At 58.2% G+C, this 20,853-nt stretch carries 28 protein-coding genes; all 28 read right to left on the reverse strand.

Features of this window, described 5'->3' with window-relative positions:
- Positions 1–32: 32 nt before the first annotated feature.
- A complete protein-coding gene (locus tag Q0K06_RS01095; RefSeq protein ID WP_294547443.1) occupies positions 33–425 on the reverse strand; it encodes an Asp23/Gls24 family envelope stress response protein in 393 nt (130 codons plus the stop codon).
- Positions 426–605: 180 nt separating this feature from the next.
- Complete coding sequence (locus Q0K06_RS01100) at positions 606–1,232, reverse strand: SpoIIIAH-like family protein (RefSeq protein WP_294547445.1); 627 nt, start codon at positions 1,230–1,232, stop codon at positions 606–608.
- 28 nt (positions 1,233–1,260) lie between these two features.
- The gene (locus tag Q0K06_RS01105) at positions 1,261–1,785 is read right to left on the reverse strand and encodes a stage III sporulation protein AG (protein ID WP_294547446.1); all 525 of its coding nucleotides are present in this window, start codon (positions 1,783–1,785) and stop codon (positions 1,261–1,263) included.
- Positions 1,782–2,273 carry a stage III sporulation protein AF gene (locus tag Q0K06_RS01110; protein WP_294547448.1) on the reverse strand — a complete coding sequence of 164 codons (492 nt, stop codon included), beginning with the start codon at positions 2,271–2,273 and terminating at the stop codon, positions 1,782–1,784. The genes Q0K06_RS01105 and Q0K06_RS01110 overlap by 4 nt, the downstream gene beginning before the upstream one ends.
- Positions 2,270–3,358, reverse strand: a complete 1,089-nt coding sequence (locus Q0K06_RS01115; RefSeq protein ID WP_294547451.1) for a stage III sporulation protein AE — start codon at positions 3,356–3,358, stop codon at positions 2,270–2,272. Before Q0K06_RS01115 ends, Q0K06_RS01110 begins: the two co-directional genes overlap by 4 nt.
- A gap of 37 nt (positions 3,359–3,395) precedes the next feature.
- A complete protein-coding gene (locus Q0K06_RS01120) occupies positions 3,396–3,782 on the reverse strand; it encodes a SpoIIIAC/SpoIIIAD family protein (protein WP_294547453.1) in 387 nt (128 codons plus the stop codon).
- Positions 3,779–3,973 carry a stage III sporulation protein AC gene (gene spoIIIAC / locus Q0K06_RS01125; RefSeq protein ID WP_294547455.1) on the reverse strand — a complete coding sequence of 65 codons (195 nt, stop codon included), beginning with the start codon at positions 3,971–3,973 and terminating at the stop codon, positions 3,779–3,781. The genes Q0K06_RS01120 and spoIIIAC overlap by 4 nt, the downstream gene beginning before the upstream one ends.
- Positions 3,974–4,021: 48 nt before the next feature.
- Entirely contained in the window at positions 4,022–4,534 is a 513-nt protein-coding gene (locus tag Q0K06_RS01130) for a stage III sporulation protein AB (RefSeq protein WP_294547457.1), read from the reverse strand.
- Positions 4,528–5,472, reverse strand: a complete 945-nt coding sequence (locus tag Q0K06_RS01135) for a stage III sporulation protein AB (RefSeq protein WP_294547459.1) — start codon at positions 5,470–5,472, stop codon at positions 4,528–4,530. The genes Q0K06_RS01130 and Q0K06_RS01135 overlap by 7 nt, the downstream gene beginning before the upstream one ends.
- 186 nt (positions 5,473–5,658) lie before the next feature.
- Positions 5,659–6,387 carry a YebC/PmpR family DNA-binding transcriptional regulator gene (locus tag Q0K06_RS01140; RefSeq protein WP_294547461.1) on the reverse strand — a complete coding sequence of 243 codons (729 nt, stop codon included), beginning with the start codon at positions 6,385–6,387 and terminating at the stop codon, positions 5,659–5,661.
- A gap of 78 nt (positions 6,388–6,465) precedes the next feature.
- On the reverse strand, positions 6,466–7,233 hold the full coding sequence (locus Q0K06_RS01145) for a Nif3-like dinuclear metal center hexameric protein (RefSeq protein ID WP_294547463.1): 768 nt from the start codon (positions 7,231–7,233) through the stop codon (positions 6,466–6,468).
- Positions 7,221–7,943, reverse strand: a complete 723-nt coding sequence (locus Q0K06_RS01150) for a class I SAM-dependent methyltransferase (protein ID WP_294547465.1) — start codon at positions 7,941–7,943, stop codon at positions 7,221–7,223. Before Q0K06_RS01150 ends, Q0K06_RS01145 begins: the two co-directional genes overlap by 13 nt.
- Positions 7,944–7,996: 53 nt before the next feature.
- Positions 7,997–8,206 (reverse strand): DUF1858 domain-containing protein, encoded by a 210-nt coding sequence (locus Q0K06_RS01155; protein WP_006572582.1) that lies wholly within the window; start codon positions 8,204–8,206, stop codon positions 7,997–7,999.
- Between the two features lie 163 nt (positions 8,207–8,369).
- Positions 8,370–8,651 (reverse strand): zinc-ribbon domain containing protein, encoded by a 282-nt coding sequence (locus Q0K06_RS01160; RefSeq protein ID WP_294547468.1) that lies wholly within the window; start codon positions 8,649–8,651, stop codon positions 8,370–8,372.
- 73 nt (positions 8,652–8,724) lie between these two features.
- Positions 8,725–9,360, reverse strand: coding sequence for a sigma-70 family RNA polymerase sigma factor (locus Q0K06_RS01165; RefSeq protein WP_294547470.1), 636 nt, complete (start codon positions 9,358–9,360; stop codon positions 8,725–8,727).
- Between the two features lie 83 nt (positions 9,361–9,443).
- Positions 9,444–10,793, reverse strand: coding sequence for a phosphoglucosamine mutase (gene glmM, locus Q0K06_RS01170; protein WP_294547472.1), 1,350 nt, complete (start codon positions 10,791–10,793; stop codon positions 9,444–9,446).
- A 63-nt stretch (positions 10,794–10,856) separates the two neighbouring features.
- Entirely contained in the window at positions 10,857–11,912 is a 1,056-nt protein-coding gene (gene ruvB, locus Q0K06_RS01175; RefSeq protein ID WP_294547474.1) for a Holliday junction branch migration DNA helicase RuvB, read from the reverse strand.
- Positions 11,913–11,961: 49 nt separating this feature from the next.
- On the reverse strand, positions 11,962–12,567 hold the full coding sequence (gene ruvA, locus Q0K06_RS01180) for a Holliday junction branch migration protein RuvA (protein WP_294547476.1): 606 nt from the start codon (positions 12,565–12,567) through the stop codon (positions 11,962–11,964).
- A 28-nt stretch (positions 12,568–12,595) separates the two neighbouring features.
- On the reverse strand, positions 12,596–13,135 hold the full coding sequence (gene ruvC, locus Q0K06_RS01185) for a crossover junction endodeoxyribonuclease RuvC (protein WP_294547477.1): 540 nt from the start codon (positions 13,133–13,135) through the stop codon (positions 12,596–12,598).
- A 163-nt stretch (positions 13,136–13,298) separates the two neighbouring features.
- Positions 13,299–14,177, reverse strand: a complete 879-nt coding sequence (gene xerD / locus Q0K06_RS01190) for a site-specific tyrosine recombinase XerD (RefSeq protein ID WP_294547479.1) — start codon at positions 14,175–14,177, stop codon at positions 13,299–13,301.
- A 60-nt stretch (positions 14,178–14,237) separates the two neighbouring features.
- A complete protein-coding gene (locus Q0K06_RS01195; protein WP_294547481.1) occupies positions 14,238–14,867 on the reverse strand; it encodes a stage II sporulation protein M in 630 nt (209 codons plus the stop codon).
- A gap of 56 nt (positions 14,868–14,923) precedes the next feature.
- Complete coding sequence (gene proC / locus Q0K06_RS01200; RefSeq protein ID WP_294547482.1) at positions 14,924–15,715, reverse strand: pyrroline-5-carboxylate reductase; 792 nt, start codon at positions 15,713–15,715, stop codon at positions 14,924–14,926.
- Between the two features lie 282 nt (positions 15,716–15,997).
- Positions 15,998–17,380 (reverse strand): thioether cross-link-forming SCIFF peptide maturase, encoded by a 1,383-nt coding sequence (gene scfB, locus Q0K06_RS01205; protein ID WP_294547484.1) that lies wholly within the window; start codon positions 17,378–17,380, stop codon positions 15,998–16,000.
- Between the two features lie 86 nt (positions 17,381–17,466).
- Entirely contained in the window at positions 17,467–17,610 is a 144-nt protein-coding gene (gene scfA / locus Q0K06_RS01210) for a six-cysteine ranthipeptide SCIFF (RefSeq protein WP_294520725.1), read from the reverse strand.
- A 78-nt stretch (positions 17,611–17,688) separates the two neighbouring features.
- The gene (locus tag Q0K06_RS01215; RefSeq protein WP_294547486.1) at positions 17,689–18,111 is read right to left on the reverse strand and encodes a TIGR04086 family membrane protein; all 423 of its coding nucleotides are present in this window, start codon (positions 18,109–18,111) and stop codon (positions 17,689–17,691) included.
- 133 nt (positions 18,112–18,244) lie between these two features.
- On the reverse strand, positions 18,245–18,544 hold the full coding sequence (yajC, locus tag Q0K06_RS01220) for a preprotein translocase subunit YajC (RefSeq protein WP_294547488.1): 300 nt from the start codon (positions 18,542–18,544) through the stop codon (positions 18,245–18,247).
- A 92-nt stretch (positions 18,545–18,636) separates the two neighbouring features.
- A complete protein-coding gene (gene tgt / locus Q0K06_RS01225; RefSeq protein ID WP_294547490.1) occupies positions 18,637–19,776 on the reverse strand; it encodes a tRNA guanosine(34) transglycosylase Tgt in 1,140 nt (379 codons plus the stop codon).
- 36 nt (positions 19,777–19,812) lie between these two features.
- A complete protein-coding gene (gene queA, locus Q0K06_RS01230; RefSeq protein ID WP_294547536.1) occupies positions 19,813–20,838 on the reverse strand; it encodes a tRNA preQ1(34) S-adenosylmethionine ribosyltransferase-isomerase QueA in 1,026 nt (341 codons plus the stop codon).
- Positions 20,839–20,853 lie beyond the last annotated feature (15 nt).

Below are 20,853 nucleotides of genomic sequence, written 5' to 3' on the forward strand. Positions count from 1 at the left end.
GGGCCGCGCCCAATGCTCTTTTATAGCAGGTATTACTGGGGCCGCTTGGCGTCCCGGTCAAAGGTAATGCCGGTGACATTCACATTGACACATGCAGGAGTCAGACCGCTGGTATTCTCAAGGCTGGAGAACACAGCGTCCTGTACCTTGGAAGCCACCTCGGGGATAGTATAGCCGTACTTCACCAAGATGCCCACATCAACAGTCAGGCTGCCGTCCTCATTGCTGGAGACACGGACGCCCTTCGCCAGGTTCTTCTTACCGCCCAGCATCTCCACCAAATCGTTGCCCAGATTGGCCGCCAGGCTGCCGACACCTTCTACCTCTAGCGCGGCGGCGGCGGCAATAACCGCCATAACATCCTCAGATATATGGATGTTTCCCATCTCATCGGGGCGGGAAACATACTCTTTGCCTTCGCCCATAAAGGTCACACTCCTTATGTCGTACAGTATAGGGTCCGATATCTTTAAGCATTGTACCACAAACTGCAGAAAATAACAAACATATTTTTACCCGTTGTCCGAAAACCTTTCCCAACGCGTACAGCCGGACGGACAGCCCGTGTTTTTTCCTCCGCGGGCTGTCCGTCCGGTATTCAGGCGCTATTCCTCTGTGGCCTCAATAATTTTGATTTGACTTGCCTCCATGCCAGTCTCATTCGTGACAATCTCGGTAATCTTGGCTACGTCGGCATCGGTAAGACCCAGGCCGTTATTGGATACTACAACAGATACGCTGTTGTCTCCGATAAAGGCCACGCAGTCGGCATAGCCCTTGGCTGTGACCAGATTTTCAATCTGAGCCTCACTAATTGTAACGCTGGCCATGGTCTGGATGGAGGCGTTGGCCTCATCTTTCATCGCCTGATCTGCGTTCTCGTCTCCAGCCGCCTCCTGGAGCAGAGAAAGGGCGCTGTCCCTGGCCTGCTGCCGATTGAGCCGAGCGGAGTCAAAATAACTGCTGTTTCCCGTCTTCGACGTGTTATCCTGCGCCTGCGGTTCGGCTGCTTCTCCGCTTCCTCCAGTACTGGGCGAGGGCGAAGGCGAGGCGGAGACCGTGCTTCCAGTCAGGAGGGGATCTCCAGTCTGGTTATCCACCAGCGCTGCCTCCCCCAGGGTCTTTCCTGCATCCGCGTCATTATCCTTGTGGTAGGACCAGTTGAGGTAGACTGCTACGCACACAAAGAGGACAATGGCCGCCACCACCGCGTTTCGTTTCCAGAGCTTCATCTTGAACCAATCCTTTCACCGTTTATCGTTATTTTGATTTGCATATGGATATTTTATCAGCGCCCAGGCCGGTGAGAGCGGATACCGCGTCCATCAGTTTGAGACAGACCGCCGGATCGCCGCCACCCGGACATACCACCAGTGCCCCCTGGTATTGTGGGTAGATCTGTTGAACTACTACCGCATTCTCTGTACCCGAGCCGGTGGACACTACCACCGTGCTGGTAGCGCTCTCCTCTGCGGATCGGCTGGAGTCTTGAGCCAGGATTTGACGAGCGCCGCTTTTTACTGTAAGAACTACTGTCACCTCCCCCGCTCCGTCCACCCTGGAGAGCGCCTGCTCCAACCTACGCTCCATCTCCTCCACCTGAAATACTGTTTCGCCTCTCTCTGTCCGTGTCTCCGCATCTCCGGCCGCCGGATTGTCCTCACTTCTAAAAGGCAGAAGCAGCAATATGATGCCGGCCGCAATGACCACAAGCACATACTTGTATTTTTGAAAGAGTGCCGCTGCCCTCTGCGTCAGCCGTTCCCAATGAAACGTCCCTTTCATTTCACATCCTCCACATAGTGTTGCCGCTCAGCAGGGATGGCCAGATCTGCCGCGATTACTCTGGTAAGAGCTGCCCGTTCTCCCTGAGTCAGCTCGCCTGCAATCTCGACCCCGTCAGGCACCGGATAGTCCCCCGACTCTGTCCAGGCGGTCACCCGAACCCGGCAGATAACGCCAAGCTCCTCCGCCTTGTCCAAAATATATGCGCTGGTCTCTTCAGCTATGATATCTTTCATCAATCTGCCATTCTCCTCCTCCAGTGTATCCACCGCCCCCATCGCCTCAAGCCGGTACTCTGTCAGAATTCCTGCAAAGGTCCGGCTGTCGATACGGAGCACCGGCTGGATCATGGCCAGCACCAGCACAAGAGAGCCGGTAAGGCGTCCGATCTTCCGCACAGTTCCATTGGGAGACAGACTGTCTGCCAGGGCCACAATGACGGCGCCGCAGGTAATACCTACCAGCCAGTCCCGGATTAGTTCTATCATACTGTCACCACCGAAATTGCCGAAATAATGGATACCAACATCAAAAGGACACAGGCGCCCGTCATACCCAGCACCAGCCCAAACGCTCCGCCGATACTGTCAATTAGCCCGGTAACCCGACCGGCCGACACGGTGCCTGTCAGCGCAGCCGTCAGCTTGTAGGCCAGATAGTGGATGCCCAGCTGGAGAAAAGGCACAAGACAGATACCCAGCACGGTGAGCATGCCGAACACCCCCACTGTATTCCGCAGCACGGAAGCCCCCACCAGAACAGTCTCTGCTGCGTCAGAAAGTATACCACCCACCACGGGAACCACACTGGACACCGCAAACTTGGCCGCCTTTACCGTGGCGGCGTCGGCCGTGCCGGCAATGACGCCGGAGACAGTCAAATACCCCACAAAGATGATAAGTACCGAAGTGAGCACAGTGGTCACCACCCACTTCAGCACGCCGCCGATGCGCTTAAGTCCATCGTTTCCCAGAGCCGCATAGGCGGCAGAGGCAGCAATGTAAGCGTAAACCAGCGGGATGAGGAGCTGGGTGATAAGCGTCATGAGCACATCAGAGAAGAGCACAGTAGCCAACTGACGGGCGGCGGCGCCGCTGGGCGCTCCGCTGGCAGCAGCCGCAGCGGTGATGGCAGGAAGAAGTACCTTGGAGAACATGTTCATTTTGTCCAATGCCTCCCGCCCCAGGCCTACAAGGGTATTCACATCCGCTGCCGCCACCGCGGTAACAGCCAGGGCCCCAGTCACCGATACCACATCAATCCCGCCGCTCTGCTGTCCCGCTGCCTTCATCCCATCGGCCAGAGCGCAGAGCAGCACCACCGCGAGCAGCACCACACCGCTGCGCACCGCCTTACGCACCACGCCAAATACCTCATCACTTCCAGTGTCCAGAATTGACTGGAGCCCCTCCTCCAAACCAGTGTCCGGCGTGATGGCCTGTCCACCGCCATATTCCTCCGCAGCCTGCTCCAGACCGTGGAGATCCAGCACCTCCGATTGGGCTGTCAGCACCTCATCCTCTATATCCGCCGCCCGTGCTCCGCCAGAGAACAGTATCAACAGCAGAAGCACGACGGCCCATATCCTGTATGCTCTCATTGGCGCCCCCTTACAACAATCCGGTAATGGCGGACAGTACCGCTCTCACCAGCGGGAGGGCCAGGTACAGTGCCACTGCTGAACCGGCAATCTCGACAAAGGAGGCAATACCTCCCTCTCCGGCATCCCTGCAGATCTCCACTGTCACTCTGGTGATAATGGCTACCCCTACTGTCTTGACCACTGGAGCCAGGACGGCAGGCTCCAGCCCTGCCAGCTGGGCCAGCTCGTCCAGCAGCGCCCGCAGGCTCTCCAGCGCCTCCAGCGCGGCGGTAAGGATGACTGCGCCAGCGGCTAGTGCCAGCACCAGGGCCAGTTCCTTAACCTGCTTTTTTACCACCGCTGCGCACAGAGCCGCCGCGATGGCCACGGCAGCAATTTTCAGGATATCTGTCATAGGCCAAACAGGTTCTTTACCAGATTGAACAGATCGCTGATCTCCTGTACCACTATCATCAGCACCACCACCAGTCCGGTCAGCGTAGTCATTGTGGCCTGTTCATCCCGCCCCGAGCGAGTGAGCACCTGGTTGAGTACTGAGACCAGAATGCCGATGGCGGCAATCTTAAAAATCAGATCTACGTCCATTGTGGTTTAACTTCCCCTTTCCTCCGCCCTGCGGCAGAGTATTGCGCCTCACAGGAACACAATGACCAGAAATATACCGGCGGCCAGGCCCAGCGCGCCGTATACCTTTCCCATTCTGTCCCGTTCCACTGTCGCCGCCTCCAGACATCGCTCCAGCTGCGTCCGGGCCAGGGCCAGGGCCTGAGTCTGCCCTTCTCCGTCGTACCGGCCCAAAATGCCGCCCAGCGTCTCCAGAATCTGATGTTCCTCCTCACCCAGGTCCAGATCGGACGCCGCCAATGCATTCCTCCACAGGTCTTCCAGCCGCTCCTCCCCCAGATGGGACATGCTGTCCCGGCAGCAGGCAAAAAACTTCCCCACCGGCGGGGCAATGTGGCCGGCAAGAAGTGTGAACAGCTCCGGAAGGGAGGTCAGACGGAAGGAGAGTTCCCGCTCCATCCGCTCCAAAGCCTCGGTCAGCAGGCGGAGGGTACGCACTCTCCGGTTCAGCCTGGCCGCTGCGCCAAACCCCATCATTCCCGCGCCGCCGGTGAGCAGCACTGCGCCCAAAAGCCTCAGCACACTGCTCCCCCCTCCAGCCGCTTCACCTGATAGGTACGCTCCTTCCCTCCGCCCTGGATAAGAACAGCCCGACGGAATATCCCTGCCTCCAGCAGATGGCGGTAAAGCGGTCGGGCACACAGATCCCCTCCGGAGGAGGCGTGAGCCGTAGCCAGCAGGGTGACGCCGCAATTGGCCGCAGCCTCCAGCGCCGCACAGTCCGCCGGAGCGGTAATCTCATCCGCCGCCAGAACCTGTGGATTCATCCCACGCAGAAGCATCAGCAGTGCTGTGCCCTTGGGGCATCCGTCCAGCACATCAGTGCGGCGGCCTACGTTCAATTGGGGGATACCGTCGTACATAGCGGCCAGCTCACCCCGCTCGTCGGCTATGCCCACCCGCATAGGCGTAACTCCGTCCCCGTCGGAGACCGCCCGGATTATGTCCCGGAGCAGAGTGGTCTTGCCCCCGCCGGGCGGAGAGAGGATCAGGGTACTCTGGAGCACACCGTTCACTGTAAGCCCGTCCAAAATTCTGGCAGCTATGCCCGGCAGCGAACGAGCCACACGAATCGAGAGCGAAGACAGACGCCTCAGGTTGCACACCTCGCCGTCCCGCACCACGCCGCTGCCGCAAATTCCAATGCGGTGCCCACCCTTAACAGTGACAAATCCGTTGCGCACTTGCTCCAGCACTGTATGGGCAGAGGCCTGGGTGGCAATCTCCAGCACCTGAGCTAAATCCCGCTCTGTCAGGGGCTGCTGTTCGCAGCCCGGAATCACCTGCTCCCCCTCTGGTCCAGACACTGTAATGGGATAGCCGTTCCTCAGGCGCAGCTCCTCCACCTGTCTCTGCTGTTCCCTGCTCAGCCGTTCCGCAGCCTGACGCAGCCGTGACGGCAGCAGAGCCGCCGCTTGGCGGAACCGAACATCCGCTCCCTCCGTCATACCTCTGTTCATAGGAACCCTCCTCTTTTGCGGCTTGTATCACTGGAACAATCCTATGAGCGGATATGTCAGAATATGAATCCTTGTCCCACACAAAAATAGCCCGCCAGATGCTCCGGCAGGCTGTCGGCGAGATAGACAAAAAGCGTGCTCCGCGCATTTCGCGCAGAGCACGCTTTTCAGATGCTGTCAGGCAGGTTAGTCCTGCTCCCAGTTATGGTACACATTCTGGACGTCATCGTTCTCCTCCAGGAAGTCGATGAGCTTCTCCATGTTCTTGATGTCGTCCTCGTTTTCCAGCTTGACGTAATTCTGCGGGACCATCTCCACCTCGGCAGAGGCGAATACATATCCCTTCTCCTCCAGCTTGGCCAGCACATCGCCAAATGCGTCGGGAGAGGTGGTGATCTCAAAACAGTCCTCGTCAGCAGTCATGTCGTCGGCGCCGGCATCCAAAGCATCCATCATCACAGTGTCCTCGTCCAGGTCCTCCCGCTCGATGACGATCACACCCTTCTGATCAAAAGACCAGGACACGCAGCCGGTGGCGCCCAGATTTCCGCCGTACTTATCAAAAATATGGCGGACAAAGGGGGCAGTGCGGTTGCGGTTGTCGGTGAGGGCCTCCACAATGACGGCCACACCGCAGGGGCCATAGCCCTCATAGACCACGTTTTCGTAGCTGTCAGTGTTGCCGGACCCCAGCGCCTTATCGATGGTACGCTTAATATTGTCGTTGGGCATGTTGGCGGCCTTTGCCTTCGCGATAACGGTAGCCAGGCGGGAGTTGTTGGCAGGATCTCCGCTGCCGCCGGTCTTGACCGCCACGATCATTTCACGGGCGATCTTGGTAAAAATCTGAGAACGCTTGGCGTCAGCAGCGCCCTTGGTTTTCTGTATATTGTGCCATTTGGAATGTCCAGACATCGGAATACTTCCTCTCTTGAAAATTCGCGTATGACAGTATATCACAAAAAAGTGCGCTTTTCAACCCCTTGTGGGCCGTCAGCAGTAGGAAAACACCTCATGATGACGGCAGGACAGGTATACCCGCAGATCAGGGAAGCCCTTCTGAAGCCACTCCGCCAACACAGGACACACCACGTTCTCCGTGGGATAATGTCCGGCATCAATCAGGTTCAGCCCCAGCGCTTCCGCGTCCTGGAACTCATGGTACTTGACATCAGAAGTAACAAAGGTATCACATCCGCAGGCCACGGCAGCAGAAATCATGTCCCCGCAGGCACCTCCACCCACAGCCACTTTATGAACCGGACGCCCTCCATCCACAAAGCGGACGCCGTTGGCGCTCAACCGTTTCTTCACCTGGACAGCGAAGCTCTCTGCGCTGGGCCCTCCGGAGATCATGCCGGTACGGCCCAAGCCATCCTCGCTGAAAGGCCCGATCTGCTCCAGCCCCAGGGCCTGGGCCAGCGCGTCATTAACGCCGCCAGGGGCAAGGTCCAGATTGGTGTGGGCGCAGATGGCGGCAATATTGTGCTCCAGGAGGGACAGCAGCTTTCGGCCGACAGGGTCCTGGTCGGTGACATGCTTAACGGGGAAAAAGATAACCGGATGGTGGGACACAATCAGCTCTGCGCCCATCTGGGCAGCCTCTTCCGCCACCGCTTCAGTGATGTCCAGCGCCACCAGGATTGTGCGCACCTTCTTATCTCCGCGTCCCACCAGAAAACCGGCGTTGTCAAAGCTCATTTGGGTGCTGAACGGCGCTTTTGCGTCCAGAAAACGGTAGATATCCATTACTGTTGCCATGCGTTCCACTCCTCTCTCATCTGCCGCAGGCCTGCGGCCACTTCTTCCAGTTCCTTTGCCCGTGCAGCATCCCCAGGCTTGCTGGACCGGGCCACGCCGGCAGTTGCAGCTTCCGCCCGGTGGATCAGCTTCTCCAGGTATTGCCCTCTCAGCGGCGCCTCCATGCCCGGATGCTGACGCCCGGCCCACGCCTCAGCGGGGGTATATGGTTCCTCCTCCCCCATCATAGCCAGGATTGTGACATAGACCGTCCGGCCCTCCTTGGTCAGGACTTCCTGCTGAATGCGGAAGCCATGATTCCATAGCCAGGCCCGGAGCTGCTCCTGAGCCGTCATGGGCTGAAGAATCAGGCGGCGCCCCTCCTGCCCTGTCCATGGGGCTGCCGCCAGAATCTCCGCAATGGTCTCCCCGCCCATTCCGGCAATGGAGATGGTGTCCGCCTCATCAGGCGAAATACCAGTCAAGCCATTGCAAAGCCGGAAGGACAGCTTCTCCTCCACATTGTAGTGGGCCGCTGTCTGCCGGGCCCGGTTCAGCGGCCCCTCCCGCAGATCGGACACCACTGCCCGCTCAATCTTTCCCTGCAACACCAGCCAGACCGGCAGATAGGCGTGGTCTGTACCCACATCAGCAAAACGTGCCCCCTCCTGTACCAGATCAGCCACCGACTGAAGCCGTGGCGAAAGCTCATAAACGCGCAATCTGTTCACCTCTCTGTTTAAAAAAAGAGAGCGGCCAGAGCCGCTCTCTTTTGCGGTATTGATTACTGGGCAGCGCCGGCAGTCATCTTGTTCAGCTCAGCCAGCAGCGCGTCCACGTCCACGCCGTGAACCATGCAGGCCTGCTCCACGGTCTCTCCGCGGGAGGAGGGGCAGCCCAGGCAGTGCATGCCGATGGAGAGGAACAGGGGTGCGGTCTCGGGGGCGATGTCCAGGATGTCGCCGATAATGGTATCCTTCGTAATCTGAACCATAGGTGGTTACCTCCATAAATCTCTAGGATATGGGTAGTATATCCTAATTCTCCCCATAATGCAAGATGGAGATTCTGTTTTTTCTCCCATCTTCAATTTTTCCTCATGACTGAGCAACGAAAAACGCCCGGTGCAAATGCACCGGGCGTTTTTATCGTGCAAATTACTGCTGCTGCTCACGCATACGAGCAAAGCACTCGCTGCAGTAGACAGGCCGATCGGACTTGGGCTCAAAGGGAACCCGAGCCTCGCCGCCGCAGGCAGCGCAGGTGGCAGTGAAGTACTCACGGGGGCCACGGGCGGCATTCTTGCGGGCGTCACGGCAGGGCTTGCAGCGCTGGGGCTCGTTCTGGAAGCCGCGCTCGGCGTAGAACTCCTGCTCACCGGCAGTGAACACGAACTCCTTGCCACATTCCTTGCATACGAGTGTCTTGTCTTCAAACATGATGATACCCTCTCTTTGACTCTTTGCCCAGGTCAGGATAAACCTACTTTGCTGGGACATGTAATATTTGCGTTCAGCTTGCGCTGATATCGCCAGACTGGAAATGCTTCGCCACCTTGCGCCTGATGCGCTGGACAGCGTTGTCCACCGATTTCGGGGACCGTTTTACCTCGGCTGCAATCTCATCATAGGACAGTCCGTTTAGATACAGTCCGAGGACTTTCGCTTCGAAACCGGACAGCTGGCCCTTCAGCACACCCAGGCGCTCCCGGAGCTCTTCCCTGCCGATCATGATGGTCTCAGGGTTCTCCAGGCGTTCCTGGTCTGTACCATAAGCATAGTGGTCGGTCTTTCCATCAAAGAAAGGGGTTTCGAATGAGATATAGTTGTTCAGCGGCGTATGTTTATCGCGTGATGCCGCCTTCACCGCAGACAGGAGACGGTTCCTTATGCATGTCTCCGCATAAGTATGAAACGAAGCGCCTTTGGATGGATCGTAAACGCGAATAGCAGCCAACAGGCCCACCATTCCCTCCTGAATCAGGTCTTCGCTGTCTCCTCCTGCCAGGAAAAGCGGCCGGGAGCACATACGTACCAGGCGGTTATACCGGATGACCAGCGTCTCTTCCGCCAGGCGATCTCCTGATGCAGCCTGCATACAAAGCGCCTCATCTGACAGCTTTTGGTAGTCCTGATCCTGTGGCTTCATTCCAAATCTCCTTACCTATTAAAGCAGAAGAACCGGTATTTGTCAATAGTTTTATGCAAAATATTTTAAAGACCCCAAAAATATCAGATAGTTTTAATCAGATCTGCCAATTCATGCGCACAGGACTTGGCGGTCTCCTCGTCCCTTGCCTCCACCATGACCCGAATCAGCGCCTCAGTGCCGGAGGGGCGCACCAAAATGCGGCCATCTCCCGCCAGACGAGCCTCCTGCTGAGCGATAGCAGCCTTCAGTTCTGCATTGGCCATAATCTCCGCCTTCTTGTCTTTGTCGGCCACAGCCACATTCACCAGCAGCTGGGGATATCGCTTGCAGCCGGACACAAGTTCAGAGGCTTTCTTTCCAGAGGCGTGCAGCAGAGCAAGGAGCTGAAGGGCAGTCAACTGTCCGTCACCTGTGGTGGCATAGCGGCGGAAAATCATGTGTCCGGACTGCTCACCGCCCAGCACATAGCCGCACTCCTCCATCTTCTCCAGCACGTTGCGGTCTCCCACGTCGGTGCAAAGCAGCTGCATCCCGTGTTCACGGCAGAACGCATGCAGGCCCAAATTGCTCATGACAGTGGCAACCACGGCGTTGCCGGGCAGTTCTCCCCGGCTCATCAGATCCTGGCCGCAGACAGCCATGATCTGGTCGCCGTCAATCTCATTGCCAAGCTCGTCGCAGGCCAGGCAGCGGTCGGCGTCGCCGTCAAAGGCAATGCCCAGGTCGTAGCCCCCGGCCTTGACCATGGTGCACAGCTTATCCAGGTGGGTGGAACCGCAGCCGCTGTTGATGTTCACGCCGTCAGGGTCGGCGTTGATGACATCGGTGTGCAGATCAGGGAAACGGTCAAACAGACGGGCAGCGGTGGCGGAGGAGGCGCCGTTGGCGCAGTCTACCAGAATACGCATCCCACCCAGGTCGCTGGTCACAGTGGAGGCCAGGTGGTCAATATAGTCCTCCCGCTCTTTCTGGTCGGCATAGATGACCCGGCCGATGTCGCCGTGGGTCTTCAGAGGCACTTCCCTGCCGGACAGAATGATGTCCTCAATCTCGCCTTCCAGGGCGTCGGAGAGCTTGAAGCCCTGGCCATTGAAGATCTTAATGCCATTGTGTTCAAAGGGATTGTGGGAGGCGGAGATGACGATGCCTGCATCAGCGTTGTTGTCCACCGTGATCCAAGCCACAGCCGGGGTGGGAATGACGCCCAAATGGAGCACATCCGCGCCAGCAGAGCACAGTCCGGCGATCAGTGCGCCCTCCAGCAGGTCAGAGGAGATGCGGGTGTCCTTGCCGATGGCCACCAGCGGCTTGTGGTTTCCCTCTTTCGTGAGTACCTGTGCGGCGGCCAGGCCCACTTTATAGGCCAGGTCGGCATCCAGTCCGGCGTTGACCACGCCGCGGATTCCATCAGTACCGAACAATTTTCCCATATTCAGAAACAACCCTTTCTGTAATGCTTATTTTTCAGGGACATGGCCCCGGTATTGCTTTTGTCAGAACGACAGCTGGTCCAGTCCGTCACCTCTGGGCACAGGCAGCCCCAGATGCTCATAGGCCCGGCGGGTAACGCAGCGCCCTCTGGGCGTGCGGGTGAGGAACCCCATCTGCATCAGGTAGGGCTCATACACATCCTCCAGCGTGACCGCTTCCTCGTTGATAGTGGCTGCCAAAGTCTCCAGTCCCACAGGGCCGCCGCCGTAGTGCTCAATGATGCTGGTAAGCATCCGGCGGTCCACAGCGTCCAAGCCCAGATAATCCACCTCCAGAGCGCTGAGAGCCTGATCGGCCACGTCCCGGGTGATGACGCCGCCCGCTCGTACCTGGGCAAAGTCCCTCACCCGGCGTAGCATCCGGTTGGCGATACGGGGCGTTCCCCGGCTCCGCCGTGCAATCTCCATGGCGCCGTCCGCCTCAATGGGCACCCCCAGAATGCCCGCTGAGCGGGTAACAATCAGAGCCAGCTCTTCGGGCGTATACAGTTCCAGCCGCAGCGTAACGCCAAAACGGTCCCGCAGAGGAGCAGACAGCTGCCCTGCTCTGGTGGTAGCGCCAATCAAGGTAAATCTCGGCAGGTCCAGCCGGATGGAGTTTGCGGAGGGACCCTTGCCAATAATGATGTCGATGGCAAAGTCCTCCATGGCGGGATAGAGGATCTCCTCCACCGATCGATTGAGACGGTGGATCTCATCTACAAAGAGAATGTCATTCTCCTGCAAATTGGTCAGCAGTGCCGCCAGATCTCCCGGTTTCTCAATGGCGGGACCGGAGGTGATTCGGATGTTGACCCCCATCTCGTTGGCGATAATGCCGGACAGCGTGGTCTTGCCCAGGCCCGGAGGGCCGTGGAGCAGCACATGGTCCAAAGGCTCCCCCCGCATCTTGGCCGCCTGGATAAAGATCTCCAGGTTGCTCTTGGCTTTCTTCTGACCAATGTACTCCGCAAGCGTCTTTGGCCGGAGAGACCCCTCATTCTCATCATCCCGGGTCAGGGATGTGGTCACCAGGGGCTCTTCTGTCTCAAAGCCGCTCTCCGAAAAATCGATGCTCAAATGCTCACTTCCTCTTCCAGGCGGACCCTGGGCCCGCTTGTGTTCACGGTCACTTTACCATCTTCTTCAGCGCCTGTTTGATAATCTCCTCCAGGGCAAGCGCCTCCATGTCGATATTCTTCAGAGCAGCCGCAGCCTCAGCCTGACTGTACCCAAGCACAGCCAGAGCCGCAGCCGCCTCGCTGGCCTTGTTCTGAGGGATGACCGTGACGCCGGTGCCGCCGTAGCTCTCACCGCCGGAAGTGGAGAGCTGTCCCTTGGCCAGCTTATCCTTCAGCTCCAGAATAATGCGCTGGGCGATTTTCTTGCCAATACCGGGAGCCACAGTGAGAGACTTCTCGTCTCCCGTGATAATGGATGTGGCCAACCCTTCCGGAGTGGTGGAGGACAGAATGGACAGCGCCGCCTTGGGACCCACGCCGGATATGCCAATGAGCAGCTGGAAACAGCTGAGCTCATTCTCAGTGGCAAAACCGTAGAGCTCCATAGCGTCCTCCCGAACGTTGAGGTGGGTATATAGGGTAGCAGTCTCCCCTTTTTTCAGCCGGGCAAGCGTGCTGTTGGTGGTACGGCAGGCATAGCCCACGCCGCCGCAGTCCACAACCGCCAGATAGGGCGCCATATGGACCACAGGGCCTTTCACATAGTAAAACATATCGGTTCCTCACTGTGTTTCTCAATTGTCAGCGGCGGTCGTCCCGGGCGGCATACCGGCCGCTGCCCGGCCGGGCGGAATCCAGCAGAGACAGCCGGGAAGAGGACGAGCGGGCATGACACAGGGCAATGGCCACAGCGTCCGCTGCATCGTCCGGCTTTGGCACATCCTTCAATCCCAGCAGCCGCTTGGTCATGTCCATCACCTGCCGCTTCTCCGCCTTCCCGTACCCTACCACCGCCTGTTTGACCTGGGACGGGCTGTACTCAAAGATGGGGACGCCTGCCCGTTCCGCCTCTGTCAGAATGACTCCTCTGGCCTGAGCCACCCCAATACCAGTGGTCACGTTCTGGTTGAAGAACAGCTCCTCTACCGCCATAGCCTCCGGCTTAAACTGGCGGAGCAGGGTGGCCATGTCGTCAGAGATCTGAAGCAGCCTGGCGGGCAGCGGCAGCCCGGCCGGAGTGGTAATAGCGCCGCACCGGATGAGCCTCTGCCGCCCCGGCACTGCCTCCAGCACCCCGAAGCCTACAATGGCGAAGCCAGGGTCTATTCCCAAAATGATCATGGTAACCTCCTGGGCATACATACGGATTTATTCTAACACGGCAAAGAGGGCGGCGCAACAAAGAATTTGCATGCAAAACAGCAGACGCCGCGGCAGAATCTGCCGCGGCGTCTGCTGTTTTAGAAGGAGAATTGTAAGCGGAAGTCCCGTATCCACCCTCAGCTTATGCGCGGGGGTGGGCTTTGTTGTATACATCTTTCAGTTTCTGATTTACCAGCTGGGCGTATATCTGGGTGGACGAGATATCAGCGTGTCCCAGCATCTCCTGGATGGACCGCAGGTCCGCGCCATTCTCCAGCAGATGCGCTGCAAAGGAGTGACGCAGAGTGTGGGGCGTGATATCCTTGCGGATGCCCGCCTTCTCCTGGTAGTGCTTGATGATCTTCCAAAAACCCTGACGGCTCATGCGCTCCCCGTTCATATTGACAAACAGCGCTTTCTCATCAGGGTGCTCAATCATCTGAGGACGAACCTGGGTCACATAGTTTGCAAGGGCCCGCACGGCGGCGGGATAGAGGGGGATAATCCGCTCCTTGTTCCGCCCGACGCAGCGAACAAAGCCCGCTGACAGGTTAATGTGCTCCAGATTCAGGCCAATCAGCTCGGATACCCGGATGCCGGTGGCGTACAACAGTTCCAGCATAGCCTTGTCCCGGCAGCCTTTGGCGTCAGAGGGGTCGGGCTGTTCCAGAAACAGGTCCACCTCTTTGCTGGTGAGAATCTGCGGCAGCTTGCGCTCAACCTTGGCAGGCGTAATCCCCCGCACAGGATTGACGGCCACGATGCCAGCGCCAATCAAAAAGTTATAAAAGGACTTCATGGAGGCCAGACTTCTGGTCACCGTAGCCACAGACTTTCCTTTTGCGGACAGATACTTTACATACCGCTCCACATCCGCCTGTCCGGCCTGTTCTGCCGTCAGGTTCTCTCCCTCCAGCCAGCCTGCGTACTGGTGGATATCCCGCAGGTAGGAACTGAGTGTATTGAGGGACGCCTTTTTCTCTGTCTTCAGGTATGACTCATACTCTTTTAAATAATCCATCCCCTGCGCGTCTCCATCCTATGTAGAATTCGGCGCTTCCGCCCTTCAGCAGGTACACGCCTATGCCGCCAGCATTCTAGCCGCCCATCCCACAAGGGTAGGAACGGCCAGATATTCCAGCAGTATACACACACAGAACGCCCCGGCACACATACCGCAGCGCACAAAGTAGGCCCGGCCGAATGGGGAGCCTCTCCTGCTCTCCCCTATGGTACGCCCGGCCAGGCGGACCGAAGCCGTCAGTCCCTGGACGCCTAGAACAAAAAGCGCCGGAATGCTGACTGCACCGGATACACCAAAAATCAGCGCAGCCGCAAAGCAACCCTCGCTGCCGAACATTCGAACAAAGGAGGACACTGCAAAGGACAACAGAAATCCCCGGACAGAAAATAAGATCGGAATGCCGAGCACTCCCAAGGCGGTAAACCCCAGGGCCACGGTCAAAACAGGCCAGCGGAGCACTTCCCACATGAGCGGAAGCAAGGCGGGCGGCTGTACGTCCCCCTCCCCTGCAGCCGACAGAAAGCCCTGAACATAGGCTGTCAAACTTTCCGCTCCGCTGCCTCCGGCTGCGGCGGCCAACAGGCATCCTGCCGCACTGCCCAGGAAAAAGCAGATCCCTACCGCTGCCAGGGCGGGGCCGCCCCCCTCTCCAGGGACATCCCACACCCCTGCCACAGCTCTGCGCATCGGCCGTCACCTCCACAACAGCCTATGCGCGCCGGAGAGGAATTAGAAGGACAGCCTTACTTGCCAAGCTCCCGGGAACGGCGGACACAGCGCTCCATGGCCTCGCTTACCATCTCTCCAAAGCGGTAGTCGTCAAAGGCGGTCAGGGCCGCCAGAGTGGTTCCGCCGGGCGAGCACACCTGCCGTTCCAGCTCCCCTGCGGTCTTCCCGCTCTCCAGCAGCATCCTGGCAGACCCCTCCATGGTGAGGGCCGCCATACGCAGCGCCTGTTCCGGCTCCAGCCCCTGGGCCTGTCCGGCCCGCACCATAGCATCAGCCATACGGAAGAAGTATGCCGGCGAGGAACCGGCGATGGCAATCACCGCATCTATCAAATTCTCGGGCACCACAAACACTTCACCTGCAGAGGAAAACACCGCCTTCACCGCATCAAAGAGCGTCTCCGGCGCATCACCCCGCTCAGCGAGAGCGGTACAGCCCTTCCCAACCAGCAGAGGCGTATTGGGCATGGCCCGCATCACATGGCACCCAGGCAGCTGCTCCCGCAGCCAGGCCAGAGAGTATCCCGGAGAAATCGAGAGCACGCCCTTGCCCTTTACCTGCTCTGCAATCTCCGGCAGCACCTCGCCAAACATCTGAGGTTTGACGCCCAGAATGACCAAATCTGTCTCCCGGGCCGCTTGACAGTTGTCCGTAGTGGTGTGAACACCCAGGCGGGCAAAGCGCTCCAGCTTATCCTCATGGCGATTGGAAATCCAGATTTGATCCGCCTGCAGAAGGCCGCCCTTTAGAACTCCATCCAAAATAGCTCCCGACATATTGCCGGCACCGATAAATCCCAACTTCAAGTGACAGACCTTCTTCATTAACCTAGTTTATGGATTATAATATATCCCTTCCGAAGAATTAACGCAAGAAATACAAAGCAGAATTTTTATTTTTGTATATTATGACAAAATATTATGTAAATCTCCTTATGTAAACTTCATCTACATAAGGAATGGGCGGCCTCGTTACGAGACGCCCATTCCACCGGAAAATGTTCCATTTTTCTTCTGCCGTTCAGGCTATTACAGCATTTTTTGCGCCGCAAGCAAAAGATTACTATTTGTATAATTACATTCTGTATATCAGTCTGCCATGCCCGCCGCAATGGCCCGCAGGGCGATAGCGCATTCAAGACGCTTGCGCTCCAGCTCGCACCCCACGTGGTGAGGCTTTTTTATGTCTCCATTGACAAGCAGGTTGGAGGCGCTGCATCCGCCGGAGCAGTAGAAGCGGGCCCAGCAGTTCTTGCAGTCCTCTCTGGTATAGATATTCAGGTTGGAGAACGCCTTAGAGATCTCCATGTTGAAGGTCCCCTCATAGAGGTTGCCCAGCTTGTACTCCTCGTTGCCCACAAACTGGTGGCAGGGGTAGATATCCCCTTCCGGGGTGATGGCCACATACTCGCAGCCGGCGCCGCAGCCGCGCAGCCGCTTAATGACGCAGGGGCCCTGGGCCAGGTCCACATTGAAGTGGAAGAAGTTTACCTCGGGGTGCTTGCGCAGCTCCTCTGCCAGCTTCTCATACTCGGCCAGGATGGCAGGCACATCCTCCTCACGAAGGGCGTAGGGATCCTCGGGCCCGCCTACCACCGGTTCCACGGAGATGTTCTTGGCGCCCAGGGACGCCATATGCATCACATCAGCGGCAAAGTCCAGGTTGTCCCGGGCGAAGGTGCCCCGGAGATAGTAGTCCTTATCTCCCCTGCCGGCAATGAGCTTCTGGAACTTGGGGACGATCACGTCGTAGCTGCCCTTGCCGTTGATGGTGGGGCGCATCCGGTCGTTGACCTCCTTGCGGCCATCGATAGACAGGACCGCATTGGACATCTCACGGTTGATGTACTCGATGTTCTCGTCGTTGAGCAGGACGCCGTTGGTTGTGATGGTAAAGCGGAAGCACTTGCCATGCTCTTTCTCAATAGAGCGGGCGTACTCCACCGTTTTCTTCACGGTATCCATGGCCATCAGAGGCTCGCCGCCAAAGAAGTCCACCTCGATGTTCCGCCGCTTGCCGGAGCGCTCAATCACAAAGTCAATGGCCCGTTTGGCAGTCTCAAAGTCCATGGTCATCCGGTGGCCGGTGCCGAAGTCACCGGTGGAGGCAAAGCAGTACTTGCAGCGGAGGTTGCAGTCGTGGGACACGTGGAGGCACAGAGCCTTGATAGGCGCCTCCCGCTGCATGGCCACAGCCGCAGCCGGGTCAATGTAGTCATCCTCTACAAAGAGGAGTCCCTCCTCCTGGAGCGCCCGCAGATCCTGCCAGGCCTCCTCCAGCGCCTCAGCGCTGTACTGAGGCAGTTGAGCGGCCAGGTCTGCCGGGCAGTTCTCAGCCAGACGGCCGGGATTGGCGTTTTCCCGGTTCAGCGCCTCCAGCAGGTCATATGCGGTTCTGTCCAGCACATGGACAGCGCCGCTGTTTACATCCACGGCAACAGATACGCCGAGGGCAGTAAAGGTATGTACCATTCTTTTCTCTCCTAATCATATTACAGGTTACAGGCACGGAAACGGGGTGGGCAAAACCCACCCCGTTTCCAGTCTTGTTGTTTGACTTACTTGTTGTTCTCGCACTTCTGGTTGGCAACCGTGCAAGAGGTCTTACAAGCGGACTGGCAAGAAGTCTGGCACTCGCCGCAGCCGCCGTGAGCAGCGCTGTTCTTCAGAGTAGCGCCGTTAAGCGTCTTCACATGCTTCATCTGTTTCCCCTCCTCCACTGTCGTTTTTTGGAGCTTCGCTTCATTATAGCATAGGAAGCGGCCCATTTCAATCCATTTTTAGCGGCGTCCCTTCCGCTTTTTCCTGGCCGGCCGCGGTCTGCTCAGCAGACCGGCCGCCGCGCCGCCGCACAGAGCCCCACACAGCAGGGATAATCCCTCCTCCGGCGCAGCCGGACCGAAGAAGAGCACACCTATTGTAAGTAAGATCAGAAAAAACACACAGCCGGTCAGCAGCCCTACAATCAGCGCCCTGGATTGGCAGCGGCGGATGGCAGCGGTACCGCCGGAAAAGCCGCCGATAACGCAGCCCACAACGGTCATTTGATACATCAGCTGCTCCCCGATCCATCCTTTGGAAATTCCTGCAGAGGCCAGCAGCAGAAAGAGAAAGCAGGCCAGCAGCGCCACGCCGCCGCCCAGAAGCACGCCCAGCACACAGCGAACCAACCTGGCCCCCTGGTCCTCCTCCATATGTTTCATTTCATTCCCTCCCAGACATCGTGCTTGTCTGGTGGATCATATGCCGCGCTGTCGCCCGGCATGTCTGTTTTTCTTTCTTCAAAAAGCGCAAAAACAGCCAGCCGCAATGGCGGCCGGCTGTTTGCCTGCAGAGTTATTTCTTCTCGTCCTTGGCGGGAGCGGAGTCCTCAGAGGTCTGGGTACCCTTGGTGGACACAGCCCACTTGGTGAACTCAATGCGCACCCGGTCGGCACCGGTCTCAATGACAATGGTGTCCTCCTTCACGGCGCAGATGGTTCCCACAATGCCGCCGATGGTAGTGATCAGATCACCCACCGCCAGGCTGTTGCGCATCTCGGCCATGGCCTTTTTCTTCTTGTTCTCCGGTCGAATGAGCAGGAAGTAGAAGATGGCCAGCATTGCGACGATCATTACGATGGAAACGATATCCAAGGTCAATTCCTCCAAATACAGTATTTCTGCCCTAATGCCCTGTGGCAACTTTATACATTATAGCGGTATTCGCTCCGCTTGGCAAGTCCTCTTTAAGAATTTCCGATGGGTGCATCCAATTTTCCGCTGTATGTCCGGCGGAATTCCTCAAAGGCGCCCTCATCCAGGGCAGCACGGATGCGGACCATCAGTTCATTGTAGAAGTGAAGGTTGTGGAGTACCGCCAGGCGCATGGCCAGCATCTCCCCTGCCGCGAACAGGTGGCGCAGATAGGCCCGGGAGAAGGACCGGCATGCCGGGCAGGTACAGGCGGGGTCAATGGGACTGGGGTCGGTCTTGTACTTCTCGTTCTTGATGTTCAGCGTGCCCTCCCAGGTATAGAGTTTCCCATGGCGGGCGTTGCGTGCGGGCATGACGCAGTCGAAAAAGTCCACGCCCCGTGCCACCGCCTCAATGATGTTGGAGGGTGTGCCCACTCCCATCAGATACCGGGGCTTATCCTTGGGCATGTGGGGCTCCACGGCGTCGATGATGTCGTACATGGTCTGGGTGGGTTCCCCAACCGCCAGGCCGCCGATGGCGTAGCCGTCGCAATCGACCTTGGCCGTCTCCTGCATGTGCCACACCCGCAAGTCGGGATAAATGCCGCCCTGGTTGATGCCGAATAGCATCTGCCGGGGATTGACCGTGTCAGTCAGGCTGTTGAGCCGGTCGTGCTCCGCCTTGCACCGCTCCAGCCACCGCAGCGTGCGCTCGCAGGAGGGTTTTACATACTCCCGGGTGGAGGGGTTGGCCACACATTCGTCAAAGGCCATAGCGATGTCGCTGCCCAGGTTGGACTGGATGCGCATACTCTCCTCCGGGCCCATGAAGACCCGGCGGCCGTCAATGTGGGAGGCGAAGGTGACGCCTTCCTCCGTGATTTTCCGCAGGCCGGACAGAGAGAACACCTGGAACCCGCCGGAGTCTGTGAGAATGGGGCCGCTCCAGTCCATAAACTTATGGAGGCCGCCCATCGCCTTTACAACGCCGTCACCGGGCCGGAGGTGGAGGTGGTAGGTATTGGACAGTTCGATCTGGCAGCCCACCTCCTTCAGGTCGTGGGCCGACACCGCGCCCTTGATGGCGCCCTGGGTACCGACGTTCATAAAAACAGGGGTCTGAACCGTTCCATGGGCACAGGTAAACACGCCCCGCCGGGCCCTGCCCTGGGTCTTGACTACTTCAAACACGCAAAAACTCCTATCTTAATCTTTTCTTTTTGTGCCTCAGCAGATAAACATGGCGTCGCCGAAGGAGAAGAACCGGTACTTCTCCCGCACCGCCTCTGCATAGGCATTCAGGATGTGCTCCCGGCCCGCCAGAGCAGAGACCAGCATAATCAGCGTAGATTCAGGCAGATGGAAGTTGGTGATCAGGCAGTCCAGCGTCTTAAAGCGGTAGCCGGGATAGATATAGATGCTGGTCCAGCCGGCGCTCTCCTTCAGGGTGCCGTCCTCAGCAGCCCAGCTCTCAATGGTCCGGCAGGAGGTGGTGCCCACACAGATGACCCGGCCGCCGTTGGCCTTGGTCTCATTGATGACGTCCGCCGTCTTCTGGGAGATCATGCAGTACTCGGCGTGCATCTCATGGTCTGTAATGTTCTCTTCCTTGACAGGCCGGAAGGTACCCAGGCCAACATGGAGGGTCACATAGGCCAGGCGCACACCCATGGCCTCAATCTGCGCCAGCAGTTCCTTGGTAAAGTGGAGGCCGGCAGTAGGGACGGCGGCAGAGCCAACCTCCCGGGAGTACACGGTCTGGTACCGCTCCGGGTCGTTGAGCTCCTCCTTAATATAGGGCGGCAGAGGCATCTTGCCCAACTGCTCCAGAATTTCGAGGAAAATTCCCTCATAGTGGAACTCAATCAGCCGGTTTCCACCCTCCACCTCCTCCAGCACGTCCGCGGTCAGCAGGCCGCCGCCAAAGGAGAGCTTGGTGCCCGGCTTTACCTTTCGTCCGGGCCGCACCAGGCACTCCCAGACCTTGTTGCCCCGGTCGATGAGCAGCAGCACCTCCACCGCGCCGCCCGTGGGCTCCCGGTGGCCCAACAGGCGGGCGGGCAGCACCCGGGAGTCATTGAGCACCAGGCAGTCGCCGGGACGGAGAAAGTTCGGCAGCTCATAGAAGTGGTGGTGGGAGATCTCCCCCGTCTCCTTATTGAGCACCATCAGCCGGGAGCCGTCCCGCCGGTCCAGCGGCGTCTGGGCGATCAGCTCCTGGGGAAGGTCATAGTAAAAATCAGATGTTTTCAGTTCCATGCTCTTGTT

Source organism: uncultured Pseudoflavonifractor sp., from assembly GCF_944387805.1.
Classification (GTDB): Bacteria; Bacillota; Clostridia; order Oscillospirales; family Oscillospiraceae; genus Pseudoflavonifractor.

What these genes read in the sequence shown, in the direction of transcription:
- Q0K06_RS01095 (WP_294547443.1), bottom strand. Translation starts at nt 425, where the DNA reads ATGGGCGAAGGCAAAGAGTATGTTTCCCGCCCCGATGAGATGGGAAAC.
- Q0K06_RS01100 (WP_294547445.1), bottom strand. Translation starts at nt 1,232, where the DNA reads ATGAAGCTCTGGAAACGAAACGCGGTGGTGGCGGCCATTGTCCTCTTT.
- Q0K06_RS01105 (WP_294547446.1), bottom strand. Translation starts at nt 1,785, where the DNA reads ATGAAAGGGACGTTTCATTGGGAACGGCTGACGCAGAGGGCAGCGGCA.
- Q0K06_RS01110 (WP_294547448.1), bottom strand. Translation starts at nt 2,273, where the DNA reads ATGATAGAACTAATCCGGGACTGGCTGGTAGGTATTACCTGCGGCGCC.
- Q0K06_RS01120 (WP_294547453.1), bottom strand. Translation starts at nt 3,782, where the DNA reads ATGACAGATATCCTGAAAATTGCTGCCGTGGCCATCGCGGCGGCTCTG.
- spoIIIAC (WP_294547455.1), bottom strand. Translation starts at nt 3,973, where the DNA reads ATGGACGTAGATCTGATTTTTAAGATTGCCGCCATCGGCATTCTGGTC.
- Q0K06_RS01135 (WP_294547459.1), bottom strand. Translation starts at nt 5,472, where the DNA reads ATGAACAGAGGTATGACGGAGGGAGCGGATGTTCGGTTCCGCCAAGCG.
- Q0K06_RS01140 (WP_294547461.1), bottom strand. Translation starts at nt 6,387, where the DNA reads ATGTCTGGACATTCCAAATGGCACAATATACAGAAAACCAAGGGCGCT.
- Q0K06_RS01145 (WP_294547463.1), bottom strand. Translation starts at nt 7,233, where the DNA reads ATGGCAACAGTAATGGATATCTACCGTTTTCTGGACGCAAAAGCGCCG.
- Q0K06_RS01155 (WP_006572582.1), bottom strand. Translation starts at nt 8,206, where the DNA reads ATGGTTCAGATTACGAAGGATACCATTATCGGCGACATCCTGGACATC.
- Q0K06_RS01160 (WP_294547468.1), bottom strand. Translation starts at nt 8,651, where the DNA reads ATGTTTGAAGACAAGACACTCGTATGCAAGGAATGTGGCAAGGAGTTC.
- Q0K06_RS01165 (WP_294547470.1), bottom strand. Translation starts at nt 9,360, where the DNA reads ATGAAGCCACAGGATCAGGACTACCAAAAGCTGTCAGATGAGGCGCTT.
- glmM (WP_294547472.1), bottom strand. Translation starts at nt 10,793, where the DNA reads ATGGGAAAATTGTTCGGTACTGATGGAATCCGCGGCGTGGTCAACGCC.
- ruvA (WP_294547476.1), bottom strand. Translation starts at nt 12,567, where the DNA reads ATGTTTTACTATGTGAAAGGCCCTGTGGTCCATATGGCGCCCTATCTG.
- ruvC (WP_294547477.1), bottom strand. Translation starts at nt 13,135, where the DNA reads ATGATCATTTTGGGAATAGACCCTGGCTTCGCCATTGTAGGCTTCGGG.
- xerD (WP_294547479.1), bottom strand. Translation starts at nt 14,177, where the DNA reads ATGGATTATTTAAAAGAGTATGAGTCATACCTGAAGACAGAGAAAAAG.
- Q0K06_RS01195 (WP_294547481.1), bottom strand. Translation starts at nt 14,867, where the DNA reads ATGCGCAGAGCTGTGGCAGGGGTGTGGGATGTCCCTGGAGAGGGGGGC.
- scfB (WP_294547484.1), bottom strand. Translation starts at nt 17,380, where the DNA reads ATGGTACATACCTTTACTGCCCTCGGCGTATCTGTTGCCGTGGATGTA.
- scfA (WP_294520725.1), bottom strand. Translation starts at nt 17,610, where the DNA reads ATGAAGCATGTGAAGACGCTTAACGGCGCTACTCTGAAGAACAGCGCT.
- Q0K06_RS01215 (WP_294547486.1), bottom strand. Translation starts at nt 18,111, where the DNA reads ATGAAACATATGGAGGAGGACCAGGGGGCCAGGTTGGTTCGCTGTGTG.